The organism is Nocardioides piscis, from assembly GCF_011300215.1.
In the GTDB taxonomy this organism is placed as follows: Bacteria; Actinomycetota; Actinomycetes; order Propionibacteriales; family Nocardioidaceae; genus Nocardioides; species Nocardioides piscis.
On sequence record NZ_CP049866.1, the window covers coordinates 949,852 to 973,120 of the forward strand.

A 23,269-nucleotide genomic window follows, 5' to 3' on the forward strand; every position below is an offset into this window, starting at 1 on the left:
GCCCGCTAGTCCTGTCGATGCACCCAGACAGCGATCTCGGTGCGGCTGGTCAGCGACAGCTTTGCGAGGACGCTGCGGACGTGCGACTCCACCGTCCGGACTGACAAGAACAGCTGCTCGGCTATCTCCTGGTTGGTCAGCGCCCGGCCGACGAGCAGCGCGACTTCCACCTCGCGCGGAGTGAGTCCGTCGGGCTGCCTGGTCGTTCGGGCCGCGATCGGAGCGAGCCGGTCCCGCAGGGACGCCGCCCGGGCCAGCGGTCCCGGCATGTCCAGCCGGCTGAGCTCGTCGACAGCGATCAGAGCCAGCTGCAGAGCACGAGCGGGTTCCTGGTCGGCGAGGGACTCGGCGAGCCCGAGGCGACCCAGGGCGGCCTGCGGCCGAGCCCCGATCCGGTCGTCCACTGCCACCCCACGCTCGAAGTGCGTGGCCGCGAGCGACGCGTCGCCGGAAGTCTGGGCGAGGCGGCCGAGGTCGAACTCCATCGAGCCCGTCGCGTATGGCGATCCGCCTCCGTCACCTCCGCACCAGGATCGGCAGGGCAGCAGCAGCTCATAGCAGTCTCGCGCCACCTCCGCGTCCCCGAGGACGACCGCGCCGAGGCCGATCTGGCCCACGGTCCCGCTCCACCGCGGTCCCAGCGGGAACTGCTGGGGGACGTCGCGCAGGGCCGCGAACTCGGCCCGCGCTCGGGCGACGTCTCCTCGTGCCCAGTGGATCAGCGGTCGAGACGCGCGCACGAGGGGCATCGGCGGTGCGGCGGCGATCGTCGCGAGCGATTCGGGCAGGAAGTCGTCCGGGTCGCCGCGCAGCACGGCGAGGTGGACGTGGAACGCGACGTGCATGCCGACCATCGAGACGTCGCCCACCCGGTCGGCCAGTCGTCGCGCCTGCCGAGCGGTGTCTCGCCCTTGGTCGAAGTCACCGGCCAGGACCTGGAGCGCAGCTCGCAGCCGCCACCCGTGCCAGCGGGCAACCGGCGAGTGCCGGCGCTCCGCGACCTGTTCGATGGCGACGATCGAGGCCGGGACGTCGGCGACCGCCCCCGTCTGCAGGGCAAGGTCCGCCTGCCACAGGTGTCCCCAGAGCACGCCCATCGTCGTGGTCGTCGCCGGTCCCAGCTCGAGGGCCCGGTCGACCAGGACGGCGCGCTCGGCGATCGCCTGGGGTTGGCTCAGGACGAAGTGACGAGCCGCGATGGCTTCGATCTCGGCCTGGGGGTCCCCGGATGCTCGGGCAGCAGCCAGCGCCTGGGCGGACAGGGCGTCGGCGGACGGCCCCGCCTGCTCGGCACCGGTCAGCGGGCCGCGCGACTGGGCGGCGACGGCCGACCCGACCGCGACGACGGCCAGGAGGCGCGAGCGCAGGACGCTCTCGGTCTCGGGCAGCGCCGCCAGCGCCCGGCGGCACAGGTCGTCAGCTGATTCGGGGGATCCGACACCCTGGGGCACGAGCGCCAGCTCCGCCATCACGTGCGGTCGCCCCGCCTGCTCAGCAAGGTCGAGTCCGCTGGTGCACGAATCGATGGCAGCAGAGGGCATCCCCGCCGCCCACTGGAACCTCGCCAGCGCCAGCAGCCGCTCCGCGACCTCCGAGGGGCCGGCCGACAACGCTTCGGCCGAGCGGAGGGCCAGGCCGGCGAGCTCGACGCCACGATCGGGCGCGAGGGTCGAGGACGCCGCGGCCAGGTCTGCTTGGTCGCGGCAGTGGCGTGCGGCCTCGGGCCCATCGACGTGGGACCAGTGGGCCGCTGCTGGTCCTGCCATCAACGGGTCTCCCGTCGCCTCGAGAGCGGCGGCTGCGGCCGCATGGGCGCTGATGCGCTGGTGGGGACTCAGGTCGGCGACGATGGCGTCGCGGACGAGGGCGTGGTTGAAGGCCAGGCCGGTGTCGCCGAAGTGCAGGATCCCTGCCTGGACCGCCACCGACAGCTCGTCGCTCACGGCGGCCGTGGGGCGGGCGAGCGCCGCCGCGAGCAGGGCCGGAGACAACCGTTCGCCCATCACGGCTGCCACCGCAACGGTCTGAGCGACCGTGTCGGGCAACGACCGGAAGGCGGTCAGCAGCACAGCGCGCCAGGTCGGGCGAGTCGCCAGCCCCTCGACGAGCTGTCGGGCCTCCCCGGGCGACAGCTCGCCCGCGACCGTCTTGACATAGAACGGGTTGCCGCGCGTCAGCGTGGCCAGCTCATCGGCATGGGGCGCCCAGCTCGCCGTACGAGGATCTGCGCCCAACCACTGCGCGATGGAGTCGACGCTGAGAGGGGCGAGCGGGACGTGGATGGCCTGGTGCGCCTGCAACAGCAACGGCACGAGCCGCGTGTATGCCGATTCGCCCGACCCGTCTTCGCGGGCCGTGGCGATCACCACCACGCGCAGCTCCGCGAGCTCGGGCAGGAGTCGGTGCAGCAGCTCCAGGGACAGCGAGTCGGCCCAGTGGACGTCCTCGACGAGAAGGAGCAACGGCTCGTCCCGGGTGGCAAGGCGCAGGGCGTTGAGCACCCCGTCGAGCAGCTGGAAGACGGTCGCGTCACGGTTGTCCGACGACTCAGCCTCCACGGCCGCCCGGAGCAGCTGGCCCAGCCCGGGCACGCTCCTCGCGATCCGGCGCCACGGCCACAGTGGCGGCGTCCCGGGACCGTCGGCGCACCAACCCCGTGCGACTGCGAAGCCGAGCTCGTCGGCGACGCCCGCCGCAGCCTGGGCGAGGCTCGTCTTCCCGATGCCGGCTTCACCCGTCACGAGGACGAAGCCGCCGTCGCCGCCGACCGCCGCTCGGCACACCGCTTCCAGGCGTGACAGCTCGTCTCGACGACCGTGAACCGATCCCACCGGCTCAGTATCGCGGCACCGGTTCGGTGGCGATATCCGTGCCACCACTGAGGTGTCGCAGGCCCCGGGCGGCGCAGGCTGGCAGCCCCGGCCTCGAAAGAGGCCCCGACCGGAAGGACCACCCGATGTATGCCCAGATCATCTCCTTCGACGGACCCCGCAGCGACGAGCTCGTCGCGGCCTCCGCCCGAGCAGGCCGCGAGCGCATCGCACCGCTCGTCGCATCCGATCCGGCGCTCCGCGACCGCCTGCTCGGGGGATACGCGCGGTTGCCGCCGACGGCACCGAGCACGTGATCGTGCTGACGCACGACCCCGCCGCCCTCGACGACCTCGCCCACCTCGTCAGTGCCTCCGAGCTGCTGCCCGGCGAGGACGCGGCCCTCCTGCCAGGTCCGGACCGGGTCACGCGATGCGTCGACGCGGTGGCGTTCGGACAGCTCGCTGACTTCCTGGCGGGAGCACCGCAATGAGCGCCGAGCCGGACCTGGCGAGCGTGGCGGCGCTGGCCGGCCACTGGGCAGCCGACACCACGGCCTGCACGGCGACCTTCCAGGTGCGCGACAAGCTCGTCACCACCGTCCGCGGGTCGTTCCCCGTGACCGGCGGGAGCGCCGTCGTCAGGCCCGACGGGGACATCGGAGGTTCCTGGGTCGAGCTGGACGTCGCCGGCGTCGCGACGGGCAACGCCCGGCGCGACCGCGACCTGCACAAGCCCACGTTCCTCCACCTCGATGACCACCCCGTCGTGCGGGTGGAGATCGAGCGGGCTGCTCTCGCCTCGCACGGCTGGACCGGCGGCGGGGTCGTGCGTGCCAGGGGGGAGCAGGCGCCGGTGGACCTCACGGTCGTGCTCCTCGAGCGGCGCGCCGACGAGGTGCGCGCGAAGGTCACGGGGAAGCTTGACCGCAGACCTCTGGGCATCAGGGTGCCGAGCCTGGTGATCGGTCGCTTCCTCGACCTCGACGTCGAGCTGACCCTTCGCCGGGTCGATCGGCAGTGACTCAGCCGGCGTGCTCGCGCAGATAACGTCCGAAGTGGGGGACGGTGAAGGCGATGCGCCCCCGCTCCCCCGAATAGATGAGCCCCTTCTTCAGCAGGGCGTCGCGCGCGGGCGACAGCGACTGCGGCTTCTTGTCGAGGTGGCTCGCCACGTCGGCGGTGGGTACGGCGTCGACGTCCGGGTCGTCGGACGCGGCCGCGACGTCGGCCATGGCCCGCAGGTAGTCCCGCTCCCCCGGCGTCGCGCGCTCGTAGCGCGAGCCGAAGAACCCCACCGCCAGCTCCGACTCCGCCTCCGGCGTCGCGACCAGCACGTCGTCGACCGTGATCGGCGACCGCGGGGCGCGGTCCCAGACAGCCTTGCCGTAGGCCTGGATGAAGTAGGGATAGCCACCGGTGGCGGCATGCATCGCCGCGAGCGCCGCCGGCTCGAACTCGGCGCCCTCCTCGGCCGCCGGTGCCGTCAGCGCCAGGTCGGCGGCCTCCCGCGCCAGCCGGTCGATGCGCTGGTAGCGGAAGAGCCGTTCGGAATAGGACTTCGACGCCGACAGCACGGCCGGCAGGTGGGGCAGGCCCGCGCCGACCACGATGACCGGCAGCCCGGTCTGGCTGATCTCGTGGCAGGCCGCGCAAAGGGCCGAGACGTCGTCGGGCCCCAGGTCCTGCATCTCGTCGATGAAGACGGCGATGCCCTTGCCCACGTCGGCAGCCAGCCCACCGAGGTCGGAGAACAGCTCGACCAGGTCGATCTCGATGTCGCCGGAGTCGGCTCGTCCGCGGACGGCGGGGACGTCGATCCCCGGGCTCCACTGGTCCTTCAGCTTCGCTCCAGCCCCCGCGTCGCGGTGCGCGAACGCCTTGATCACCCCGAGCACGTGGTCGACGCTGTCCGCGTCGGTGTGCCCCAGCTCGCGGACGGCCTGGTGCAGGGCGCTGCTCAGCGGCCGGCGCAGTCCCTGGTCAGGGCGGGCCTCGAGCTTGCCGGTGCCCCAGCGTCGGCGTACGGCCGCTGAGCGGAGCGCGTTGAGCAGCACCGTCTTCCCGACGCCGCGCAGCCCGGTCAGCACCAGCGAGCGTTCGGGGCGACCCTTCACGACACGCTCGAGCACCACGTCGAAGGCCGCGAGCTGCTCGTCACGACCGGCCAGCTCGGGGGGCGCTGGCCGGCGCCGGGCGCGTAGGGGTTCCTGATCGGGTCCACGATCCGACCGTATCGGTGGATCTAGCCCATTCCTTAGATTTCCCGATCCCGCGAGCGCCGCTCCCGGAGGGCGCCGTTGGGTCAGGCTGGTCTAGCCCACGTGGAGGGGTCGCGTCTCGTCCGCGCGGTGGAGGTCGTCGCGTGCACCCGCCACGGCGTAGGCCGCGTCGAGGCCGCGTCGGAGGAGCTCGATCAAGGCCGGGACCTCCTCGACGGTGAGCCGGAAGGAACCGCTGCACACGTTGTCGCGCCACAACGACACGACGACGAGATCCACGTCGTGGTGCCACGACACCCGCAGCGCGCGGTCGTCGCCCCGGGCGTCGAAGAAGATCGACCCCGTCGTCGGCAACGGTCGGGCGATAGCCATGCTCCATCCTCCCCCGGCAGTCAAGGTCTGCCTAGACTCGCCTGCATGCCCGAGCTGCCCGAGGTGGAAGCACTGGTCCAGGATCTGCGGAGCCGGCTCGTCGACCGCGCGATCACCCGGATCGACCTGGCGGCGTTCAGCGCGCTGAAGACCTTCGACCCGCCCCTGCACTCGCTGCACGGCACGCTCGTCGAGGACGTGACGCGCCATGGGAAGTTCCTCGACATCAACGCCTCGGGCATCCACCTCGTCATGCACCTCGCCCGCGCCGGGTGGGTGCGGTGGCGCGACGAGGTGCCGGCGCTCCCCGCGAAGCCCAACAGCAAGAACCCCCTCGCCGCCCGGATCGTGATCGACGACCCCGACACCGACACCCAAGCCGGTCTCGACGTCACCGAGGCGGGCACCAAGAAGAGCCTGGCGATCTATGTCGTCCGCGACCCCCAGGACGTCGAGGGGATCGCCCGGCTCGGCCCGGATCCGCTGGCCGACGAGTTCACGATCGAGGCCCTCGCCGAGATCCTCGCCAGCGAGGGCCGCAAGCAGATCAAGGGCGTGCTGCGACACCAGGGCACGATCGCCGGCATCGGCAACGCCTACTCCGACGAGATCCTGCACGCGGCGAGGATGTCGCCGTACAAGCCGGCAAACGGCCTCGACGACGCTGAGCTCGAGACGTTGTATGCCGCGATCCGCGGCACCCTCGGCGATGCCGTGGAGCGCTCGCGCGGGTTGGCGGCCAGCCAGCTCAAGGGCGAGAAGAAGACCAACCTCGCCGTCCACGGCCGCACCGGGGAGAAGTGCCCGGTGTGCGGCGACGTGGTGCGCGAGGTGTCCTTCGCCGACTCGAGCCTGCAGTACTGCCCGACCTGTCAGACCGACGGCAAGCCGCTCGCGGACCGCAGGATGAGCCGACTGCTGAAGTGACCGGTGCCGGTCACGGACAGGTGTTGGTGACGTAGCGGGCAACGGCCTTCGCCTCGTCGCTCTCCCAGTCCTCGCCCTGCCAGTCCCACGTCATCGAGTCGAGGTCGCCGCCCTCGAGGTCGTCGATGCGGTCGACGAACTCCTCGAAACCCGAGCGGGCCTCCGCCGACATGTTGTCCGGGGTGCCGACACGGACGAGCTCGCGGGCCCAGTCACGGGCGAGGCCGGCCACCGCCTCCTCGGGGGTGGGAACCCCTGGCCCCGCAGCCGTTGGAGTCCCTCCGTCACGAACCACTCCTTGGCCGCGCAGAAGTCCTCGATCGACGCATCAGCCGGAGCGTCGTCGCCGGGCCCACCACCGCAGGCCGCCAAGAGGACCAGACACGTGAGAGCCGACCCGAGTCGCGCGAACCTCATGACATGCCTGCGAAGGCAGCGGGAAGCGGGACGCCCAGGGCGTCGCGGAGCGAGGCGAGGTATGCCGAGCGGGGCATCTCGATCACGCCGAGCGAGGTCAGGTGGGGGGTGGCCCACTGGACGTCGAGGACCCGCCGGTCGGCGTACGCGTCGGACAGCAGCTCGACGAGCCCGAGCAGCGCGACCTTGGAGGCGTCCGTCTCGTGGTGGAACATCGACTCGCCGGCGAAGAGCCCGCCGAGGGCCACGCCGTAGAGGCCGCCCGCCAGCCGTCCGTCGCGCCAGGCCTCGACGGAGTGCACCCAGCCCAGCTCATGGAGGGCGAGGTAGGCGGAGCGGAACTCGGGGGTGATCCAGCCGTCCGGGCGGCGTCGGTCGCCGCAGGCGTCGATCACCGCCTCGAACGCGGTGTCGACCCGGATCTCGAAGCTGCGGGCCGACCGTCGCAGCGACCGCGACACCTTGAGACCGTCCAGGGGCAGGACCCCCCGACGCACCGGCGAGAACCAGCCCATGGGATCGCGGGTGCCACCCGTCGGCATCGGGAACAGCCCCTGCGCGTAGGCATTGAGCAACGTGCCCGGAGCCAGGTCGGCGCCGATCCCGACCAGGTCGTCGTCGGGATCCCAGTCCCCTGGCGCCGGGAAGACCCACGGCGAGGGTCGGGCGGGACGGACGGCACTCGGGCACGGTAGCCGTCGCGGACGACAACTTCTCGCATGGTCGCCTCGTCCCACGACTGCCCACGACGACAGGACGCTGATGATCGGGATCACTGCTCGCCCACTGACCATGACGTTGGCCGCGGCCGCGCTGCTCACACCCGCGCTCGTCGCGGCACCGGCGGCTGCTGCAGACGAGACCTGCGACGGGCGGGCGGCGACGATCGTGGTCCCCAGCTACGGGCACCTCCGGACCGCACCGTTCACGGGCACGCCCGGGGACGACGTCATCGTCGGGACCCCCCGCAACGACATGATCGACGGTGCGGGCGGCAACGACGTCATCTGCGGTCTCGAGGGAGCCGACGTCCTGGCCGGCGGCGCCGGCGACGACCGGCTGTTCGGCGGACTGGACGGGGCCTACTTCCCCGACGACGACTACTACGCCGACGTGGTCGCGCCCGGCCCGGGGGACGACCACGTCGACCTGGGAGCCGACCCCGACGCCCAGGACATCTACTTCGCCGACTTCGGGCACCTCGACCGGGTCAGCTACGAAGGCGCGACCGGGCCGGTCCTCGTGGACCTCAACGCCGGCACCGCCACGGGCGAAGGCAGCGACACCATCGTGGTGGGTGGACCCGCCGGCGTCGTGGGCAGCGCCTTCGACGACCGGATCACCGGATCGGCGTACGACGACCTCGTCCAGTCAGGCGCCGGGGACGACGTCGTCGACGGTCTGGGTGGACGTGACGTGATCGCTGTCGACACGACGAGTGCCGACGAGCGGGGGCTCGGGATCGTCGGCCCCGAGGGCGACGACGTCGCGAACGGCGGCTCGGGCCGCGACACGCTGGTGTCGCACGGCGGCACCGACGTCCTGGCCGGTGGAGCCGACAACGACTTCCTCCACGCGTCGGTGGCTAGCGACGGCCTGCTCCGGGGTGGGACGGGTGATGACCGCCTCGAGGCCCGGGCAGCGCCTGTCGTCGTGTCGGCCGGCGCGGGCGACGACGAGATCGGCTACGTCGTCCGTCCGGGCGTCCGCAACGAGATCGACGGCGACGGCGGACGGGACTCGTTGTCGCTCCACCTGGCCGCGGACTTCGCCAAGGGCACCCGGGTCCGCGTGGACCGCCCCCGCGACCGCATCAGGCTCACGGGTTCGCGCACCCGCATCCGCTACCACCAGGTCGAGGAGTTCTTCGGGAAGGGACGCCGCGCCCGCTGGACCTTCGTCGGCACCCGCGCCGACGAGCGCTTCGCCACCAAGCAGGCACGGTGGGTGCGAGCCTTCGGCCGCGGCGGCGATGACGACCTGCTCGGCACCACCGGCCGCGATCTCCTCGACGGCGGACCCGGACGCGACCGCGCGTATGGCGACAAGGGCCGTGACACCTGTGTCAGCATCGAGCGGGCGGCGGACTGCGAGGTCCGCCGCTGACGAGGCGCTCTGGGCAGGGCATCACCCCGATGCCTAGGGTGGGGCCATGGGTATCAGCGGCAGAGTCGGCAAGCACCTCGCTCCTCGGATCACTGACGTGGCGCCTGGTCTGACCACGGGCTTCGTCCGCGAGGCCCTCAACCGCGCGATCGCGGGCGTCGGCCCGCTGCCGGGAGCGGCGGCAGCAGCCGACAAGCAGCTCGCCGAGCAGAACGGCGACGTCGAACGAGCCATCCACGAGGTGATCGAGAACCACGTCCGCTATGCCGGCGGCCAGGGCTTCCTGACCAACGTCGGAGGTCTCGTCACCGCAGCCGTCACGATCCCCGCCAACATCACCGGCCTCACCGTCGTGCAGTGCCGGATGATCGCCGGCATCGCCCACCTCCGGGGCCACGACCTGGACGACCCGCGCGTGCGCAACGCCATCCTCACGGCCCTGCTGGGCGAGGAGAGCGTCGCCCAGCTGGTCAAGAAGGGCAAGATCCCGGCTCCGCCGATGGCCCTCGCCACGGCCCCGGCGCACGACGCCGGTCTCGACAAGATCATCGCCGCCGAGGTGGCCGCCGACCTGGTCGCCCGGATCGCCGGCAAGCGACTCGCGATCACGGTCGGTCGCCGGGTGCCCGTCGTGGGCGGACTCGTCGGCATGGGCGCCGACGGCTATGCGACCTGGAAGCTGGGGCGCTATGCCGACCGCGAGATCCTGCCCCGGCGCCGCTGACGCTCAGCGACCCCGCAGCCGGCGATAGACGCCCAGCGCCGCCCGACCCGAGGGTCGCTGCTCCATCGCCTGCACGGTCTTCTCGGCTCGGGTCCGTCGCAGCAGGTGCAGCTCCTGACGTGCCTCCTCGACCTCGCGGGCCAGCGTCGCCTCTGACTCGCGCAGCCGCGAGCCCTCGACGAGGAGCGCCTTGATCGCGTCGAGCGCAGGCGGAAGCAGGTCGTCGGCACTCGCGGCATCGGGATCGGTGAAGGTCTCCGCCGGCTGGCCGATCAGGTCGGCGACCTCGCCGATGACGTCATAGCCGCGCTTCTCGATCTCCGCGACCCAGGTGCGCGAGAGCTCCTGCACCCACTCGTGCGTGGCCGGCGGAAGCCCCAGACGCGCCGACGTGCTGCGCCGCGACAGCGTCTGGTGGGCGAGGAGCTCCCTGACCAGCGGGCGGTAGTCGGGCGGGTCCACCACCGGCGTGACCCGCTTGTTGATCAGTCGCAGCAACGCCGTCTCGGGCACCCCGAGCGACGGGTTGGCGCGCTCCGCAGTGAGGTCGAGCTCCACGTCGTCCAGGCCGAAGGCACGGCTGAACCGCCGCCACAGCTCGTCGGGCGCGGCGCCCGGTCGAGGCACCGTCACCAGGTGGACCTGCTCGGGCGGCAGGATCGCCCCCCAGCGGTCGAGGATGTCGGGGATCTCCTGCGCTCCCCAGAACCACGAGCCGATCCGGGTGTCGCGCGCCGGGTCCCGGATCATCTCGAGGAAGTGCGAATAGGACACCAGGCTGCGGTGCTTGACGTTCTCCTGCCACTCCGCGGGCACCTGCCGGACGAGGTCGCGGACCGAGACGATCAGGTGCACCTCGACTCCCTCGCCGAACGAGGTCAGCGCCCGCTCGATCTGGGTCGGGGAGGCGGTCGAGAGGATCTCGTGGCTGATGATCGAGGTCCCCGGCCAGGCCCGCACCTCGTCGGCGAGCCGGTCCCAGGCGCCCACCGCCTCAGTCTCGAGCCCGCCCCACGTCAGCCGCATCAGGTCGAGGGCGGCGAGGAAGTGGGCGTCGAAGCGGTCGGCGGGATAGAGGATGCCCTGCTCGCGCAGCACCTCACGGTTGCGGAACAACACGTCCTGGAGATAGGACGTGCCGGTCTTGGGGGTGCCGACGTGGAGCAGGACGCGCTTGCTGCCGCTCACCTCGGCTCCTTCGTGTCGTGGCTGGTCTTCCACCGGGGATCCACCAGCATCCCCACGGCGAGGTCGAGCACCAGCTCACCACGCGCCACGGCCGGGGCAGCGGGTGCGGCGGACTCGGCCGGAACGATCGAGGACGGATCTCCGACGACAGGGTAGCCAGAGCGACTCAGGGTCCTGCACATGCGCTCCGCGGCCTCGACGACCCAGCCCCGGTGCTCCTCGGGCAGCGAGACGGGCGGCGTGCTCGTGGCAGGCATGCGCGGCAGCACGGTGTGTGTCATCAGGGCAGCGCGCTGGTCGGTGGAGACCAGCAGTCCGAGGACCGAGGCGATACGGCGGGCGAGCTCCGCGGCGTCGGCCCTCGGCCGCGAGGGGGGTGGCAGGCGGCGTACGCCGAGCAGGGACGGGAGCCGAGCTTGGTCGAGGACCACCCGGACGTCGACGTGGCGGTCCTGGTGGCGCTGGACGACGGCAGGCAGGTCGATGCGGGGCGGCAGCGATCCCCGCTGCTGCCAGAACCGGAGCCACTCCAACCAGCCGCCCGAGCCGCGCTCGAAGCAGCGCCGGGTCCACACGTCGACCAGCATCTGGTCGAGCGGGCCGCCCAGGACCAGGACCGGCGCCCCCGGCCCGCCCGGGGGCTGGCCGCGGCGCGCGAGGTGCTCACGCACCTGCGCTGCCTCGAGCGGGTCGCCGACGAGTCGGTGGGGCCGGCGCCAGGGCCGGCGCAGGTGACGGGTCGGCGTCGGCACACCGAGGGCGACGACGTCGTCGGCGAGCACACTGGTCGCGACCCGGATCAGCTCGTCGGCGGGCAGCTCGCCCGGGTCGACCGGCTGGGGGCCATAGGCCCGCGGCGCGACACCGACGAGGGACAGGTCGGGCTTGCCGCGGCCGGGTGCGGCGGCGTTGAGGACCCGATCCGCGAGTCGAGCGCTGACGGGGCTGCCTGCGCTGCGTGGGCCAGCACTCGACTCCGCGAGGTTGAGCCGGCGCAGGAGCTCCAGCTGCTGTGCTCCCGGCAGGACGCGACCACTCGGGGTGGCCTCGTCGAGCCAGGCCGACCACGGGGTCGTGCCACCGTCGCGCAGGTGCGCGACCCAGCCCCAGGCGCGGGCAGTGCCGTCCGCCGACTCCAGCCGCTCCATCGACCAGCCGCTCAGCGCTCGCGCAGCCGGCGCGCCTGCTGCCGCAGCTTCTGCGGCAGGTCACCGCTGGGGGTGCGCTCCGCCGCCTCGCGCGTCATCATCGCCAGCGCGTCGAGGGCGGCGCCGAGCTGCAGCTTGGGGCTCACCTTGTCGGGATCGCGCCAGGTCGCGTCGGGTGCGGGTCGCACCGGGCGCAGGTCCTCGACGTCGCCGACGACGTCCACGCCGGCACCCTTGATCCACTCGACCCAGCGTTCGGCCTGCTCCTCGGCGAAGTCGAAGCGCTCGGGGGGCAGCCGCACCGGGATCGCGTCGCGTGAGACCAGGACCTGCTGGGCGAGGAGCTCGCGGATGAGCCCGTCATAGGTCGCGTCACGCCACACCGGCAGCTCGAGGCGACGGTTGAGGCGACGGATGAGCTGGGTCTCGGCGATGCCCAGGGACCGGTTGGCGCGCTCGGAGTCGAGCGGGGCCCAGGCGGGATCGATGCCGAACGCGCGACAGAAGCGCAGCCACAGCTCGTTGCCGGTGGGTCCGCGGTCGTGCGGGACGGTCACGACGTGCACGCGCTCGGGCGGCAGCTTGGCGCCCCAGTTGTCGAGCACGGTCGGCAGGTCCATCGCCGCCCGGAACCAGGTCTGACCACGCTCGACCTTGGTCAGGAACCTGTCGAAGGTCCACTTGCGACCCTGCTTGATGCTCTCCTGCCAGGCGGCCGGCAGCTGCCGACCCAGGTCGCGAGCGGAATAGACGACGTGCACCTCGCTGTCGGCGAAGTCGTTCATCACCCGCGCAATCGTGTCGGGCTTGGTCGGGGCGAGGATCTCGTGGCTGATCACCACCGTGCCCTTGGCCCGGCGCACGCGCTTGACCATGGTGTCCCAGGCGCCGACGGCATGCCCGGGGGCTCCACCCCAGTCCTGGTCGAGCAGGTCGAGGGCGGCACGGAAGTGGAAGAGGTCGGCGTCGACGAAGCGGTTCTTGGTCGGGATCGTCACCCCGTGCTCGGCCAGCTGCGCCTGGTTGAGCATCAGCCGGTCCTGGAGGTAGGTGGTCCCGGTCTTGGGGGCGCCGATGTGGAGATGGACGACGCGACGACTCATGGGGTCATCCTGCCCGATGCGAGACACCACGGAGCGCAGCGGAGTGGTCGAACCGCGAGGGCAGCATCAAGCAGGGCCTGCCAGCGCTCGAACCACGGCGCTCGGACTGGGGCGGCCCAGGTGTCCGGCCATCCACTGGCTGGTCGCGACGACGGCGCCGAGGTCGACGCCGTGCTCGATGCCGAGACCGTCGAGCAGCCAGACCAGGTCCTCGGTCGCGAGGTTGCCCGTGGCGCTCTTGGCATAGGGGCAGCCGCCCAACCCGCCCGCGCTCGCGTCGAAGGTGGAGATCCCCTCCTGCAGGGCCGAGAAGGTGTTGGCCAGGGCCTGGCCGTAGGTGTCGTGGAAGTGCATCGCGAGGTCGTCGGTGCGCATCCCGGCCTCGGTGAATGCCCCGATCAGCTGCTTCACGTGCCCGGCCGTGCCGACGCCGATCGTGTCGCCGAGGCTGAGCTGGCTGGCGCCGAGGTCGAAGAGCCGCTTGCCGACACCGACGACCTGGTCGATCGGCACGGCACCCTCCCAGGGGTCGCCGAAGCACATGGAGACGTAGGCCCGGACGTCGAGGCCGGCGGCGCGGGCCCGCTTCACGGTCGGCTCGAACATCGCGAACTGCTCGTCGAGCGAGCGGTTGAGGTTCTTCTGCGCGAAGGTCTCGGTGGCGCTGCCGAAGACGGCGACGTGCTTGAGGCCGAGCTCCAGCGCCCGGTCGAGGCCGCGCTCGTTGGGGACGAGGACCGGCAGGTCGCGACCGGCGTCGCCCATTCGGTCAGCCAGGCTGGTCATCACCTCGGCGGCATCGGCGAGCTGCGGGACCCACTTCGGGTGGACGAAGCTGGTCGCCTCGACGATCGGGAGCCCGGCGGCGACGAGCCGCTGGATGAACTCGACCTTCACCTCGGTCGAGATCACCCCCTTCTCGTTCTGCAGTCCGTCGCGGGGGCCCACCTCATAGATCGTGACCCGGGAAGGAATCATTCGGCCGCCTCCACCACGATCAGCGTCGCACCGAGCGCGACCTGCTGGCCGACGACGACGTCGACCTGGGCGACGGTGCCGGCGAAGGGTGCCTTGAGTGCGAGCTCCATCTTCATCGCCTCCATGGCACCCAGCGTCTCACCCTCGGCGACCTGCTGCCCGACGGTGACGAGCACGTCGAGCACCGTGCCCGGCATCGGCGCGAGGATGGTCCCGTCGCCAGCGGCCGGTCCGTGGTCGGCGAAGGCGTCGGGGCGCTCGAGGACGAACCGCTGTCCACGGTGGGACACCTCGATCACGTGCCGCTGCGCGTTGACCACTGCGCGCTCGTCGTGTCCGTCGATGGAGAGTATGGCGACGTGGTCGGCCAGCTCGCGTTCGAGCACCTGACGCCTCTTTTCATCTGGCCCGTCGACCGTGCCGGCCGCGACGTCCACGACCAGCTCATGGACCTCACCGGCGTGCTCGAGCGCGACCAGGGTCGGGGAGCTCGGGCCGGCCGAGCGCCACCCGTCGGGTGCGAACGGGTCACCGGCGACACCCGCGAACCGTGGACTGGCAAGGGCCGCATCGACCCAGGCCGCCAGCACCAGGGGCACGTCCGCGCTCGGAGCAGGGACCTCGGCCCGGTCGAGCCACGCCGTGTCGATCGTCGCGTCGCGGAACTCGTCACTGGCTGCCAGCGCGCGCACGAACCCCATGTTGGTGGTCAGGCCGAGCACGGCCGACCCGTCGAGGGCGTCGAGGAGTCGCGCGCGCGCCGTCTCGCGGTCCTCGCCCCAGGCGATCACCTTGCCGAGCATCGGGTCGAAGCTGGTGCTGACGACCTGGCCGGACTCGAGGGCATGGTCGACGCGTGCCGAGCCGGACCAGCGCACCAGGTCTGCGCGACCGGCCTGCGGCAGGAACCCGTTGAACGAGTCCTCGGCATAGATCCGCGCCTCGATCGCGTGGCCCGCGACCGTGACGTCGTCCTGGCCGAAACCGAGCGTCTCGCCGGCAGCGACTCGCAGCTGGAGCTCGACCAGGTCGAGCTTGTCTCCCCGGACCCTCACGACCTCCTCGGTGACCGGGTGCTCGACCTGGAGCCGGGTGTTCATCTCCAGGAAGTAGACCTCACCTGAGTCACTGTCGAGCAGGAACTCCACGGTGCCGGCGTTGGTGTAGCCCACGGCCCGCGCGAGGTCGACCGCGCTGGTGGTGACGACGTCGCGCTGGGCGTCGGTGATCGTCGGGGCGGGTGCCTCCTCGAGCACCTTCTGGTGGCGTCGCTGGGTCGAGCAGTCACGCTCGAAGAGGTGGACCACGTTGCCGTGGTGGTCGGCGATGACCTGCACCTCGATGTGGCGGCCGCGCTCGACATACTTCTCGATCAGGATCGTGTCGTCACCGAACGCCGAGAGCGCCTCGCGCTTCGCCGCCGCCAGCGCGGCGTCGAAGTCGCCGGCGCCGCGCACGATCCGCATGCCTTTGCCGCCGCCGCCGGCCGCGGCCTTGACGAGGACGGGATAGTGCATCGGTTTCGTGACAGGCGCCAGGGCGCCTTCCTCAACCTCCGACGGCAGCTCGTAGGACGGGGCGCCTTCCTCAACCTCCGACGGCAGCTCGTGGGACGGCACCACCGGCACCCCCGCGGCGATCGCGATGTCACGAGCGGCGTCCTTCTTGCCCATCGCGTCCATCACGTCGGCGCTCGGGCCGACCAGGCGGACACCGTCGGCGCCCTCGATCGCTCGCGCGAACGCCGAGCGCTCGGACAGGAAGCCATAGCCGGGATGGATGGCGTCGGCACCGACGTCGCGGGCGACGCCGACGATCGCGTCGATGTCGAGATAGCTCGACACCTCGACCGCCTCGTCGGCCGTGCGCACGTGGGGTGCGTCCCGGTCGGCAGCGGTGAACACGGCGACGGTGCGCAGGCCCATCGACGTGGCCGTGCGCATGATCCGCAGCGCGATCTCGCCGCGGTTGGCGACGAGGAGCTTGTCCATGTCCATGGTCATCACATCCGGAAGATGCCGTAGGAGGGATCGGGCACCGGCGCTTGCGCTGCGACCGCCAGGCCCATGCCGAGCACGCGTCGCGTGTCAGCCGGGTCGATGACGCCGTCGTCCCACAGCCGCGCGGTCGAGTAGTAGGGCGAGCCCTGGGTCTCGTACTGCTCGCGGATCGGTGCCTTGAACGCCTCGACCTGCTCCTCGTCCTCGAGGTCGGTGCGCACGGTCGCGAGCACGCTGGCCGCCTGCTCGCCCCCCATCACCGAGATGCGGGCGTTGGGCCACATCCACAGGAACCGCGGGTCATAGGCCCGGCCGCACATGCCGTAGTTGCCGGCGCCGAAGGAGCCGCCGATCACCACGGTGAACTTGGGCACGACGCTGCAGGCGACCGCCGTCACGAGCTTGGCGCCGTCGCGGGCGATGCCCTTGTTCTCGTACTCGCGCCCGACCATGAAGCCGGAGATGTTCTGCAGGAAGACGAGCGGGATGCCGCGCTGGTTGCACAGCTCGATGAAGTGGGCGCCCTTGAGGGCCGACTCGCTGAACAGGATCCCGTTGTTGGCGATGATCCCGACGTCGTAGCCGTGGATCTTGGCGAAGCAGGTCACCAGCGTCTCGCCGTAGAGCTTCTTGAACTCGTGCATCCGGCTGCCGTCGACGACCCGGCGGATCACCTCGCGGACGTCGTAGGGCGTGCGGGTGTCGGTCGGGACGACGTCATAGAGCGACTCCGGCGGCTCATGCGGCTCCTCGACCTCGGCCGCGGGTCCTCGGGGGTTTCGTGACGGGCCTGGGCGGCCCTCCTCAACCGCCGAGGAGGCCGGCAGGGTGGCGACGATGCTGCGCACGATCCGCAGGGCGCGCGCGTCGTCCTCGGCGAGGTGGTCGACGACTCCGGACGTCCGGGCGTGGACGTCGCCGCCGCCGAGGTCCTCGGCCGTGACGACCTCACCGGTCGCGGCCTTCACCAGCGGCGGGCCGCCGAGGAAGATCGTGCCCTGGTTGCGGACGATGACCGACTCGTCGCTCATCGCGGGGACATAGGCGCCGCCGGCGGTGCACGAGCCCATCACCGCGGCGATCTGGGCGATGCCGCGCGAGCTCAGGTTGGCCTGGTTGAAGAAGATCCGGCCGAAGTGCTCCCGGTCGGGAAAGACGTCGTCCTGCATCGGCAGGAAGGCGCCGCCGGAGTCGACGAGATAGACGCAAGGCAGGTTGTTCTCGCCCGCGATCGTCTGCGCGCGCAGGTGCTTCTTGACCGTGATGGGGTAGTAGGTGCCGCCCTTCACGGTGGCGTCGTTGGCCACCACCATGACCTCGCGGCCCTCGACCCGGCCGATGCCGGTGACGATGCTGGCGCTGGGCACAGCGTTGTCGTCGGCCGATCCCTTGCCATACATGCCGTATGCCGCCAGCGGGCTCAGCTCGAGGAACGGGCTGCCCGGGTCGAGCAGCCGGTCGACCCGGTCGCGCACCAGCAGCTTGCCGCGTCCGGTGTGCTTGGCGCGAGCGCTCTCGGAGCCACCCTGTCGCACGATCGCCAGTCGGGAGCGGAGGTCGTCGACGAGGTCGCGAAGGGAGGGCTGCTCGGCAGTGGTGGTCACCAACGCAGGTTAGCGATCGTTAACCACGCGCGTCTACATCGCCCCGGTGCCGGGACGCCGCAGCCTGCAGGTGTCGCCGGAGGATGTCGGTGACCTTGTCCGGCGTGACCCGGACGTGACGCCGGTCAGGGTCCTCGGTCGCCAACCCCGGCACCAGTGCCGTCAGCCCGATCAACAACACCCACAGATCCTGGGCTTCCTCCTCGAGCGCGGCCACGGGGACCCCCGCCTCGCTCAGCGCCGTTGCGCAGACTTCTCGCAGCCGCGCGTGGTGTGAGCCAACCGCATCTGCGACGTCCACGTCGTGCTGGGCCAGGGCCAAGAAGCTCAGCTGGACGCCGACCAGGAGCTGCCAGCCCTCGGGAAGTGTCAGATAAGTCGCCAAGAGCTCAGCCGCCCGCTCGGCACCGAGAGGCTCAAGCGGTGCCTGCCCCACGAAGTCTCGGCGACGCACGGACAAGAGCCCCTCCAGGTCGCGCAGCTGTGTATCGGTGACGAGCCCGTAGGTGCAGGCCAGGAGAAGGCTCTTCGTGTCGTAGTAGTGCCGCATGAACCCCACGCTGCAGCCGGCCTCCGCAGCGGCGGCTCGCACCGTCAGCGCGTGCATTCCACCGCGATCGATCACGCGGGCCACCGCCCAGTAAAGGGGAACGCCTGCGAAGTCATGCCCTCGGTTTGCCATGGCGATTTTCTAACCGAGGATGCGACCCCGGCCTCGTCGTTCATCCCCAGGCCAGCGGGTGGCCGGCGACACGCCTGTGCGGAAAATGCGTCCCTCTAGGCCCCCGTCACGACACACGCGTACGGAGAACTCACCGCGTCCGGGCCCGGCTGTGACACGGCCGTACCGAACTTCAACACGGCGGTGTCGCCTTCCGCTCGGAGCGGGGTCCGATCTCCGTACACGCGTGTCAGCCTCCACGCCGTTGCCGCGAGATCTCCCGCACAGGTGTGTCACGGCCCCGGTTAGCGAGCGCTAACCTTGCTCGCCATGAGCTCGCGCCGCAGCCAGATCCTCGACATCGCGGCCGACCTGTTCGCCAGCCGCGGGTTCCACGGCGTCTCCGTGGCCGAGCTGGGAAACGCCTGCGGCATCTCCGGGCCGGCCCTCTACAAGCACTTCGCGAGCAAGGACGCGATGCTCGCCGAGATGCTGGTCTCCATCAGCGAGACGCTGCTCGAGGAGGGCACGGCGCGGTCCGCGGCAGCGGCCGACGCCCGCGGGGCCGTCGAGGCACTGGTCGAGTGGCACATCGAGTTCGCCCTCGGCCACCGGGCGCTCATCGTCGTACAGGACCGGGACTGGTCGTCGCTGCCACCCGAGGCGCGCGAGCGGGTGCGCCTCCTCCAGCGTGCGTATGTCGATGTGTGGGCCACCCGGCTGGCCGAGCTCCACCGCGACCTCCCCGTCGATCGGGCCAGGGCGATGGCGCACGCCGCCTTCGGCCTGCTCAACTCCACCCCCCACAGCGGACTCATCCCCGACCCGCAGCTGCACGACCTGCTGCGGGAGATGGCCCTCGGGTCGTTGCTTCCGGCCTAGACCCCGGCCGTCCTGCCCCTCACTCCTGCTCTGCTGGACGGTCGGGCAGCTGCGCCAGCTCGCGGGCGGCGCGCAGCGCCGCCTCCTCGGCGATCGCCAGGTCGTCCACGACCGCGCCGCCCGGGCCGGCACCGGCGTGCTCGTCGAGGGCGTGCAGCCGGGCCAGCAGCTCGTCGCGGGCCAGGCCACGGAGCTGGAGCAGCACGAACGGGTCGCGCTGGGTCAGCCACGCCACCTGCGTCAGCACGGCCAGGGCGTGCGGGCAGGGGTCGAGCCAGCTCTCGCACGTGCAGGTCGTGCCGAGCTCACCGCCATAGGGCAGCAGCTCGACGCCCGCCTCCTCCATCGCCTCGACCAGCGAGTGGGGCAGCTCGCCCGACATCAGCGCCGCGATGCGACCGGCCTCGGCGGCCACCAGCTCCACGAGCACCGACTGGTCGTCGCTGCCCAGCAGCGGCACGCTCCCGGTGACGGTGAAGGCGTCATCGCCGTCGAAGACCGCCGCGACGAACGAGCCGTCACCGACGGTGATCGCGCCCACGTCACCGGCGCGGGCGTGGCGACGCCCGCGCTTGAGCTCGGGGGCCGAGAAGGCGAGCTCCTCGACCGCGCGGAGGAACGCCTTGCTCCACCACGTGCCGCCGACGCCACCTCGTCGGGGCGGCAGCCGCGGGTGGATGACGGTGGCCATCAGCGGGCCGTCATCCGGTCATCGGCCGGCATCACTGCCGCCGCAGCTCGACGAGGTCGCGCAGGTCGTCGTTGCTCAGCTCGGTCAGCGCCGTCTCGCCCCGCGCGAGCACGGAGTCGGCCAGCGCCTTCTTGCGGTTGAGCAGCTCGGCGATCTTCTCCTCGATCGTGCCCTGGGTGACGAAGCGGTGCACCTGCACCGGCTTGGTCTGGCCGATCCGATAGGCGCGGTCGGTCGCCTGGTCCTCGACGGCGGGGTTCCACCAGCGGTCGACGTGGATGACGTGGTCGGCTCGGGTGAGGTTGAGCCCCGTGCCGCCCGCCTTCAGCGACAGCAGGAAGACGGGCGTCTCACCGGCCTGGAAGCGCGCCACCATCCGTTCGCGCTCGGCGACCGGGGTGCCGCCGTGGAGGAACTGGTGGGAGATCCCCGCCCGGGTGAGGTGCTGCTCGAGGAGGCGGGCCATCGCGACGTATTGGGTGAACAGCAGGACGGCCCCGTCCTCGGCCAGCACCGTGCCGACCAGCTCGTCGAGCAGGTCGAGCTTCTCGGAGCGGCCGGCGAGCTTGGGGTTGGCCTGCTTCAAGAAGTGGGCCGGGTGGTTGCAGATCTGCTTCAGCCCGGTCAGCAGCCCGAGCACGAGCCCGCGGCGGGTGTCCTCGTCGGCCTCCTCGATCCGGCGCATGCAGTCGCGGACGTAGGTCTCGTAGAGGACGACCTGCTCCCGGGTCAGCCCGAGCAGGTGGTCGGTCTCGGTCTTGGGCGGCAGCTCGGGTGCGATGCCGGGGTCGGACTTGCGACGCCGCAGCAGGAACGGACCGATCAGGTCGGCGAACTGGCGGGTGACGCCCTCGTCGACGCCCGCCTCGATGGGCGCGGCCCACACCTTGCGGAAGGCGTTGCGCGACCCGAGCAGCCCCGGGATCGCCCAGTCGAGGATCGCCCACAGCTCGGTCAGGTTGTTCTCCACCGGGGTGCCGGTCAGGGCGACCCGTGCCGCGCTCGGGATCGTCCGCAGCGCCTTCGACGTCGAGGACATCGCGTTCTTGACGTGCTGGGCCTCGTCAGCCACGACGAGGTCCCACCGCACCTCGGCCAGCGCTGCGGCATCGCGGCGCATGGTGCCGTAGGTCGTCAGCACGAACCCACCGCCCCCGACAAGCGCTCCCCCGCCCACTCCCTCCAGCGACCTGGTCGACCCGTGGAATCGGCGCACCGGCACACCCGGCGCGAACCGACGGATCTCGGCCTCCCAGTTGCCGAGCAGCGACGCCGGGCACACGACGAGCGTCGGACCGCCGCCGTCGCCCCCGGAGAGCGACGCCCTGTGCAGGTGGAGCGCGATCACCTGCACCGTCTTGCCGAGCCCCATGTCGTCAGCCAGGCAGGCACCGAGTCCGAGATCGGTCAGCTCGGCCAGCCAGGTCAGCCCCTGGCGCTGGTAGTCGCGCAGGGTGGCCGTCAACGCCTCCGGCACCGCGACGGGCTCGCGTGTCCCGGCGGTCTGCAACCGGTCGCGCACCCGGAGCAGTGAGGCGCCCACGATCGTCTCGTGCTGGACGTCGTCGACCTGCACCACGTTGGTGAGGGTCGCCGCGAGCGCGGCGGCGGGCTGGACCGTGCGGATCAGCCGCCGCTTGGCCCGCTTGAGCATCGCGGGGTCGACGACGGTCCAGTTGTCGCGGATCTTGATGATCGGCGACGCCGCGCCGGCAAGCTGGTCCATCTCCTCCTCGGTGAGGGCGTCGCCGTGCAGCGCCAGCTGCCACTGGAAGCCGAAGAGGGCGTCGGGACCGAACAGCCCCGTCTGGAGGGCCTCCTCCCGGACGACCCCGGGCTTGCGAGCCTCGGCGAGCTGCACCTTGGCGGTGACGTCGCGGTCGAGGTTGCGTGGCCAGAAGACGTCGACCTCGACCTCCTTCAACGCCGCGATCCCCTCGTCGAGCAGGCTCACCAGCTCGTCGGTGTCGAGCGTCAGCTCGTCGGGGACGCGCAGCTCGAGCAGGCGCTCGAGCACCGGCCAGGCGTCCGCGGCGGCACGCAGCGCGATGCTGGCGTGGGTGCGGGCCCGGTCGCCGAAGCCGTGGGAGGCGTCCGGACCGGACTCCGCCCACAACAGCGCCGCGTCGCAGACATGGGCGGCGTTGTCGCTCGAGTGGACCTGGAGGACGAGGCGTACGGCGCCGGCGACCAGCTCCTCCTCGTCGGCCTCCACCCGGAGCGCGATCGACACCAGCTGGGGCCGGTCGTCGCCCACCCGGGCGCGCGCCCTCGCGACCCGCTCCTGCAGCCGTCGGGTGAACTCGGGGTCGGCCCCCGACGCTCCAGCGGCCTCCGCCGCCGGTCGGCCCGCTGCGGCCGGCGAGCGGCGCGTCGCGATCGGCGCGGCCCGAGGCATCGCGTCGACGACGGCTCCGAGCACCGCCCGGACGATGCCCTCGGCGGTGGCCTCGTCCAGGCCGGCATGGGAGCGGGCGCTGGCCAGCCGGACGATGCGGTCCTCGTCGTCCTGGTCGAGCGCTGCCACCTGCCACGACTGCCCGTCGGGCCCCGGGCCGAACTTGCCGGCCGCGACCAGCCGCATGCCCAGCAGGGCTGCGCCGCTCAGCAGCGCGACGCTCGGGTGGAGGTCGTCGCGCGAGTGGGCCCGCGTGAGCACGGGCAGCGCCCCGCGGATCGGCAGCGAGATGGTCCGCCGGTCGTCGGAGAACTCCACGAGCCCGTCGCGGGGAGGCTCACCGGCGCGGAACGTCGCGGGCCCGGTCACCGGCACGAAGCTCACGCGTGCACCTCCCCTTCCGGCCCCCGAGCTCCACGTCCGCGGACACGTTGGAGGCTAACGGCCGGCACCGACAGCGAGTTCCCGCAGCGTGGTTCTCGTTGGGTCGCTGGCTAGGCTCTGGCCCATGAGCCTCCTCGACGCCCCCCTCGCCCGCCTCGACGGATCCGCCGCCACGCTGCGCGACCTCACCGGCGGATCGCCGGCCCTGCTCGTCAACGTCGCGAGCAAGTGCGGCCTGACCCCGCAATACTCCACGCTCGAGCAGATCCACGAGAAGTATGCCGAGCGCGGCTTCACCGTCGTCGGCGTGCCGTGCAACCAGTTCGGTGGGCAGGAGCCCGGCAGCTCGGAGGAGATCGCGGAGTTCTGCTCGGCGACGTACGGCGTGTCCTTCCCCATGTCGGAGAAGGTCGACGTCAACGGCGACGACCGCCACGAGGTCTATGCGCAGCTGGTCGAGACCCCCAACGAGAAGGGCGAGGCCGGCGACGTGACCTGGAACTTCGAGAAGTTCCTGATCGACGCCGACGGCTCGGTCGTGGCCCGCTTCAGCCCCGGCGTGGAGCCCGACGACACCCAGATCACCGAGCGCATCGAGTCGCTGCTGCGCTGAGTCGGCGCGCGACACCGTCCGCGTGACGAAGGCCACCGCGAT

General features: G+C 71.7%; 22 protein-coding genes. 8 read left to right on the forward strand and 14 right to left on the reverse strand.

The features are described from left to right. Positions 1-5 precede the first annotated feature (5 nt). Entirely contained in the window at positions 6-2,831 is a 2,826-nt protein-coding gene (locus G7071_RS04735; protein WP_166315540.1) for a helix-turn-helix transcriptional regulator, read from the reverse strand. 125 nt (positions 2,832-2,956) lie between these two features. Between G7071_RS04735 and G7071_RS04740 the strand changes: the two genes are divergently transcribed. Genes G7071_RS04740 through G7071_RS04750 form a run of 3 tightly spaced genes read left to right on the forward strand, consistent with a single transcriptional unit; the run spans position 2,957 to position 3,833 of the window. Next, the gene (locus G7071_RS04740; protein ID WP_166315543.1) at positions 2,957-3,127 is read left to right on the forward strand and encodes a hypothetical protein; all 171 of its coding nucleotides are present in this window, start codon (positions 2,957-2,959) and stop codon (positions 3,125-3,127) included. 2 nt (positions 3,128-3,129) lie between these two features. Then, a complete protein-coding gene (locus tag G7071_RS04745) occupies positions 3,130-3,303 on the forward strand; it encodes a hypothetical protein (protein WP_166315546.1) in 174 nt (57 codons plus the stop codon). After that, positions 3,300-3,833, forward strand: coding sequence for a YceI family protein (locus tag G7071_RS04750; RefSeq protein ID WP_166315549.1), 534 nt, complete (start codon positions 3,300-3,302; stop codon positions 3,831-3,833). Before G7071_RS04745 ends, G7071_RS04750 begins: the two co-directional genes overlap by 4 nt. A 1-nt stretch (position 3,834) precedes the next feature. Here the strand turns inward: G7071_RS04750 and G7071_RS04755 are convergent, their stop codons facing one another. Next, a complete protein-coding gene (locus G7071_RS04755; protein ID WP_246210400.1) occupies positions 3,835-4,926 on the reverse strand; it encodes an ATP-binding protein in 1,092 nt (363 codons plus the stop codon). 198 nt (positions 4,927-5,124) lie between these two features. After that, positions 5,125-5,403, reverse strand: coding sequence for a hypothetical protein (locus G7071_RS04760; RefSeq protein WP_166315552.1), 279 nt, complete (start codon positions 5,401-5,403; stop codon positions 5,125-5,127). Positions 5,404-5,448: 45 nt separating this feature from the next. Between G7071_RS04760 and G7071_RS04765 the strand changes: the two genes are divergently transcribed. Continuing rightward, positions 5,449-6,330: an Fpg/Nei family DNA glycosylase gene (locus G7071_RS04765; RefSeq protein WP_166315555.1), complete on the forward strand. Its 882-nt coding sequence runs from the start codon at positions 5,449-5,451 to the stop codon at positions 6,328-6,330. A gap of 10 nt (positions 6,331-6,340) precedes the next feature. Here G7071_RS04765 and G7071_RS04770 read toward each other — a convergent pair whose 3' ends face one another. Next, a complete protein-coding gene (locus G7071_RS04770; RefSeq protein WP_166315558.1) occupies positions 6,341-6,562 on the reverse strand; it encodes a hypothetical protein in 222 nt (73 codons plus the stop codon). A 181-nt stretch (positions 6,563-6,743) separates the two neighbouring features. Then, the gene (aat, locus tag G7071_RS04775; RefSeq protein WP_246210408.1) at positions 6,744-7,568 is read right to left on the reverse strand and encodes a leucyl/phenylalanyl-tRNA--protein transferase; all 825 of its coding nucleotides are present in this window, start codon (positions 7,566-7,568) and stop codon (positions 6,744-6,746) included. Between aat and G7071_RS04780 the strand changes: the two genes are divergently transcribed. Together G7071_RS04780 and G7071_RS04785 are read left to right on the forward strand one after the other, a co-directional pair. Continuing rightward, on the forward strand, positions 7,540-8,853 hold the full coding sequence (locus G7071_RS04780; protein WP_166315561.1) for a calcium-binding protein: 1,314 nt from the start codon (positions 7,540-7,542) through the stop codon (positions 8,851-8,853). The two genes, aat and G7071_RS04780, sit on opposite strands and share 29 nt — an antisense overlap. A gap of 46 nt (positions 8,854-8,899) precedes the next feature. Then, positions 8,900-9,577 carry an EcsC family protein gene (locus tag G7071_RS04785; protein ID WP_166315564.1) on the forward strand — a complete coding sequence of 226 codons (678 nt, stop codon included), beginning with the start codon at positions 8,900-8,902 and terminating at the stop codon, positions 9,575-9,577. Between the two features lie 3 nt (positions 9,578-9,580). On the opposite strand, the gene G7071_RS04790 is transcribed toward G7071_RS04785, so the two are convergent. From G7071_RS04790 to G7071_RS04820, 7 genes are all read right to left on the reverse strand, one after another. Next, complete coding sequence (locus G7071_RS04790) at positions 9,581-10,765, reverse strand: hypothetical protein (protein ID WP_166315567.1); 1,185 nt, start codon at positions 10,763-10,765, stop codon at positions 9,581-9,583. Beyond that, positions 10,762-11,913 (reverse strand): hypothetical protein, encoded by a 1,152-nt coding sequence (locus G7071_RS04795; protein WP_166315570.1) that lies wholly within the window; start codon positions 11,911-11,913, stop codon positions 10,762-10,764. Before G7071_RS04795 ends, G7071_RS04790 begins: the two co-directional genes overlap by 4 nt. A gap of 11 nt (positions 11,914-11,924) precedes the next feature. Beyond that, positions 11,925-13,016 (reverse strand): hypothetical protein, encoded by a 1,092-nt coding sequence (locus G7071_RS04800; protein WP_166315573.1) that lies wholly within the window; start codon positions 13,014-13,016, stop codon positions 11,925-11,927. 66 nt (positions 13,017-13,082) lie between these two features. Beyond that, positions 13,083-13,994 (reverse strand): hydroxymethylglutaryl-CoA lyase, encoded by a 912-nt coding sequence (locus tag G7071_RS04805; RefSeq protein ID WP_166315576.1) that lies wholly within the window; start codon positions 13,992-13,994, stop codon positions 13,083-13,085. After that, positions 13,991-15,985, reverse strand: a complete 1,995-nt coding sequence (locus G7071_RS04810) for an ATP-binding protein (RefSeq protein ID WP_246210410.1) — start codon at positions 15,983-15,985, stop codon at positions 13,991-13,993. The genes G7071_RS04805 and G7071_RS04810 overlap by 4 nt, the downstream gene beginning before the upstream one ends. Positions 15,986-15,996: 11 nt before the next feature. Next, positions 15,997-17,598 carry a carboxyl transferase domain-containing protein gene (locus tag G7071_RS04815; RefSeq protein WP_246210411.1) on the reverse strand — a complete coding sequence of 534 codons (1,602 nt, stop codon included), beginning with the start codon at positions 17,596-17,598 and terminating at the stop codon, positions 15,997-15,999. A 19-nt stretch (positions 17,599-17,617) separates the two neighbouring features. Then, on the reverse strand, positions 17,618-18,280 hold the full coding sequence (locus G7071_RS04820) for a TetR/AcrR family transcriptional regulator (protein WP_166315582.1): 663 nt from the start codon (positions 18,278-18,280) through the stop codon (positions 17,618-17,620). 309 nt (positions 18,281-18,589) lie between these two features. Here G7071_RS04820 and G7071_RS04825 point away from each other — a divergent pair, with 309 nt between their 5' ends. After that, entirely contained in the window at positions 18,590-19,141 is a 552-nt protein-coding gene (locus G7071_RS04825; protein WP_206062903.1) for an SACE_7040 family transcriptional regulator, read from the forward strand. A gap of 19 nt (positions 19,142-19,160) precedes the next feature. Here the strand turns inward: G7071_RS04825 and G7071_RS04830 are convergent, their stop codons facing one another. Next, complete coding sequence (locus G7071_RS04830) at positions 19,161-19,832, reverse strand: SWIM zinc finger family protein (protein ID WP_246210461.1); 672 nt, start codon at positions 19,830-19,832, stop codon at positions 19,161-19,163. A gap of 31 nt (positions 19,833-19,863) precedes the next feature. Continuing rightward, positions 19,864-22,614 (reverse strand): DEAD/DEAH box helicase, encoded by a 2,751-nt coding sequence (locus G7071_RS04835; protein WP_166315588.1) that lies wholly within the window; start codon positions 22,612-22,614, stop codon positions 19,864-19,866. A 124-nt stretch (positions 22,615-22,738) separates the two neighbouring features. Here G7071_RS04835 and G7071_RS04840 point away from each other — a divergent pair, with 124 nt between their 5' ends. Beyond that, positions 22,739-23,227, forward strand: a complete 489-nt coding sequence (locus G7071_RS04840) for a glutathione peroxidase (protein WP_166315591.1) — start codon at positions 22,739-22,741, stop codon at positions 23,225-23,227. The last annotated feature ends 42 nt before the right edge of the window (positions 23,228-23,269 follow it).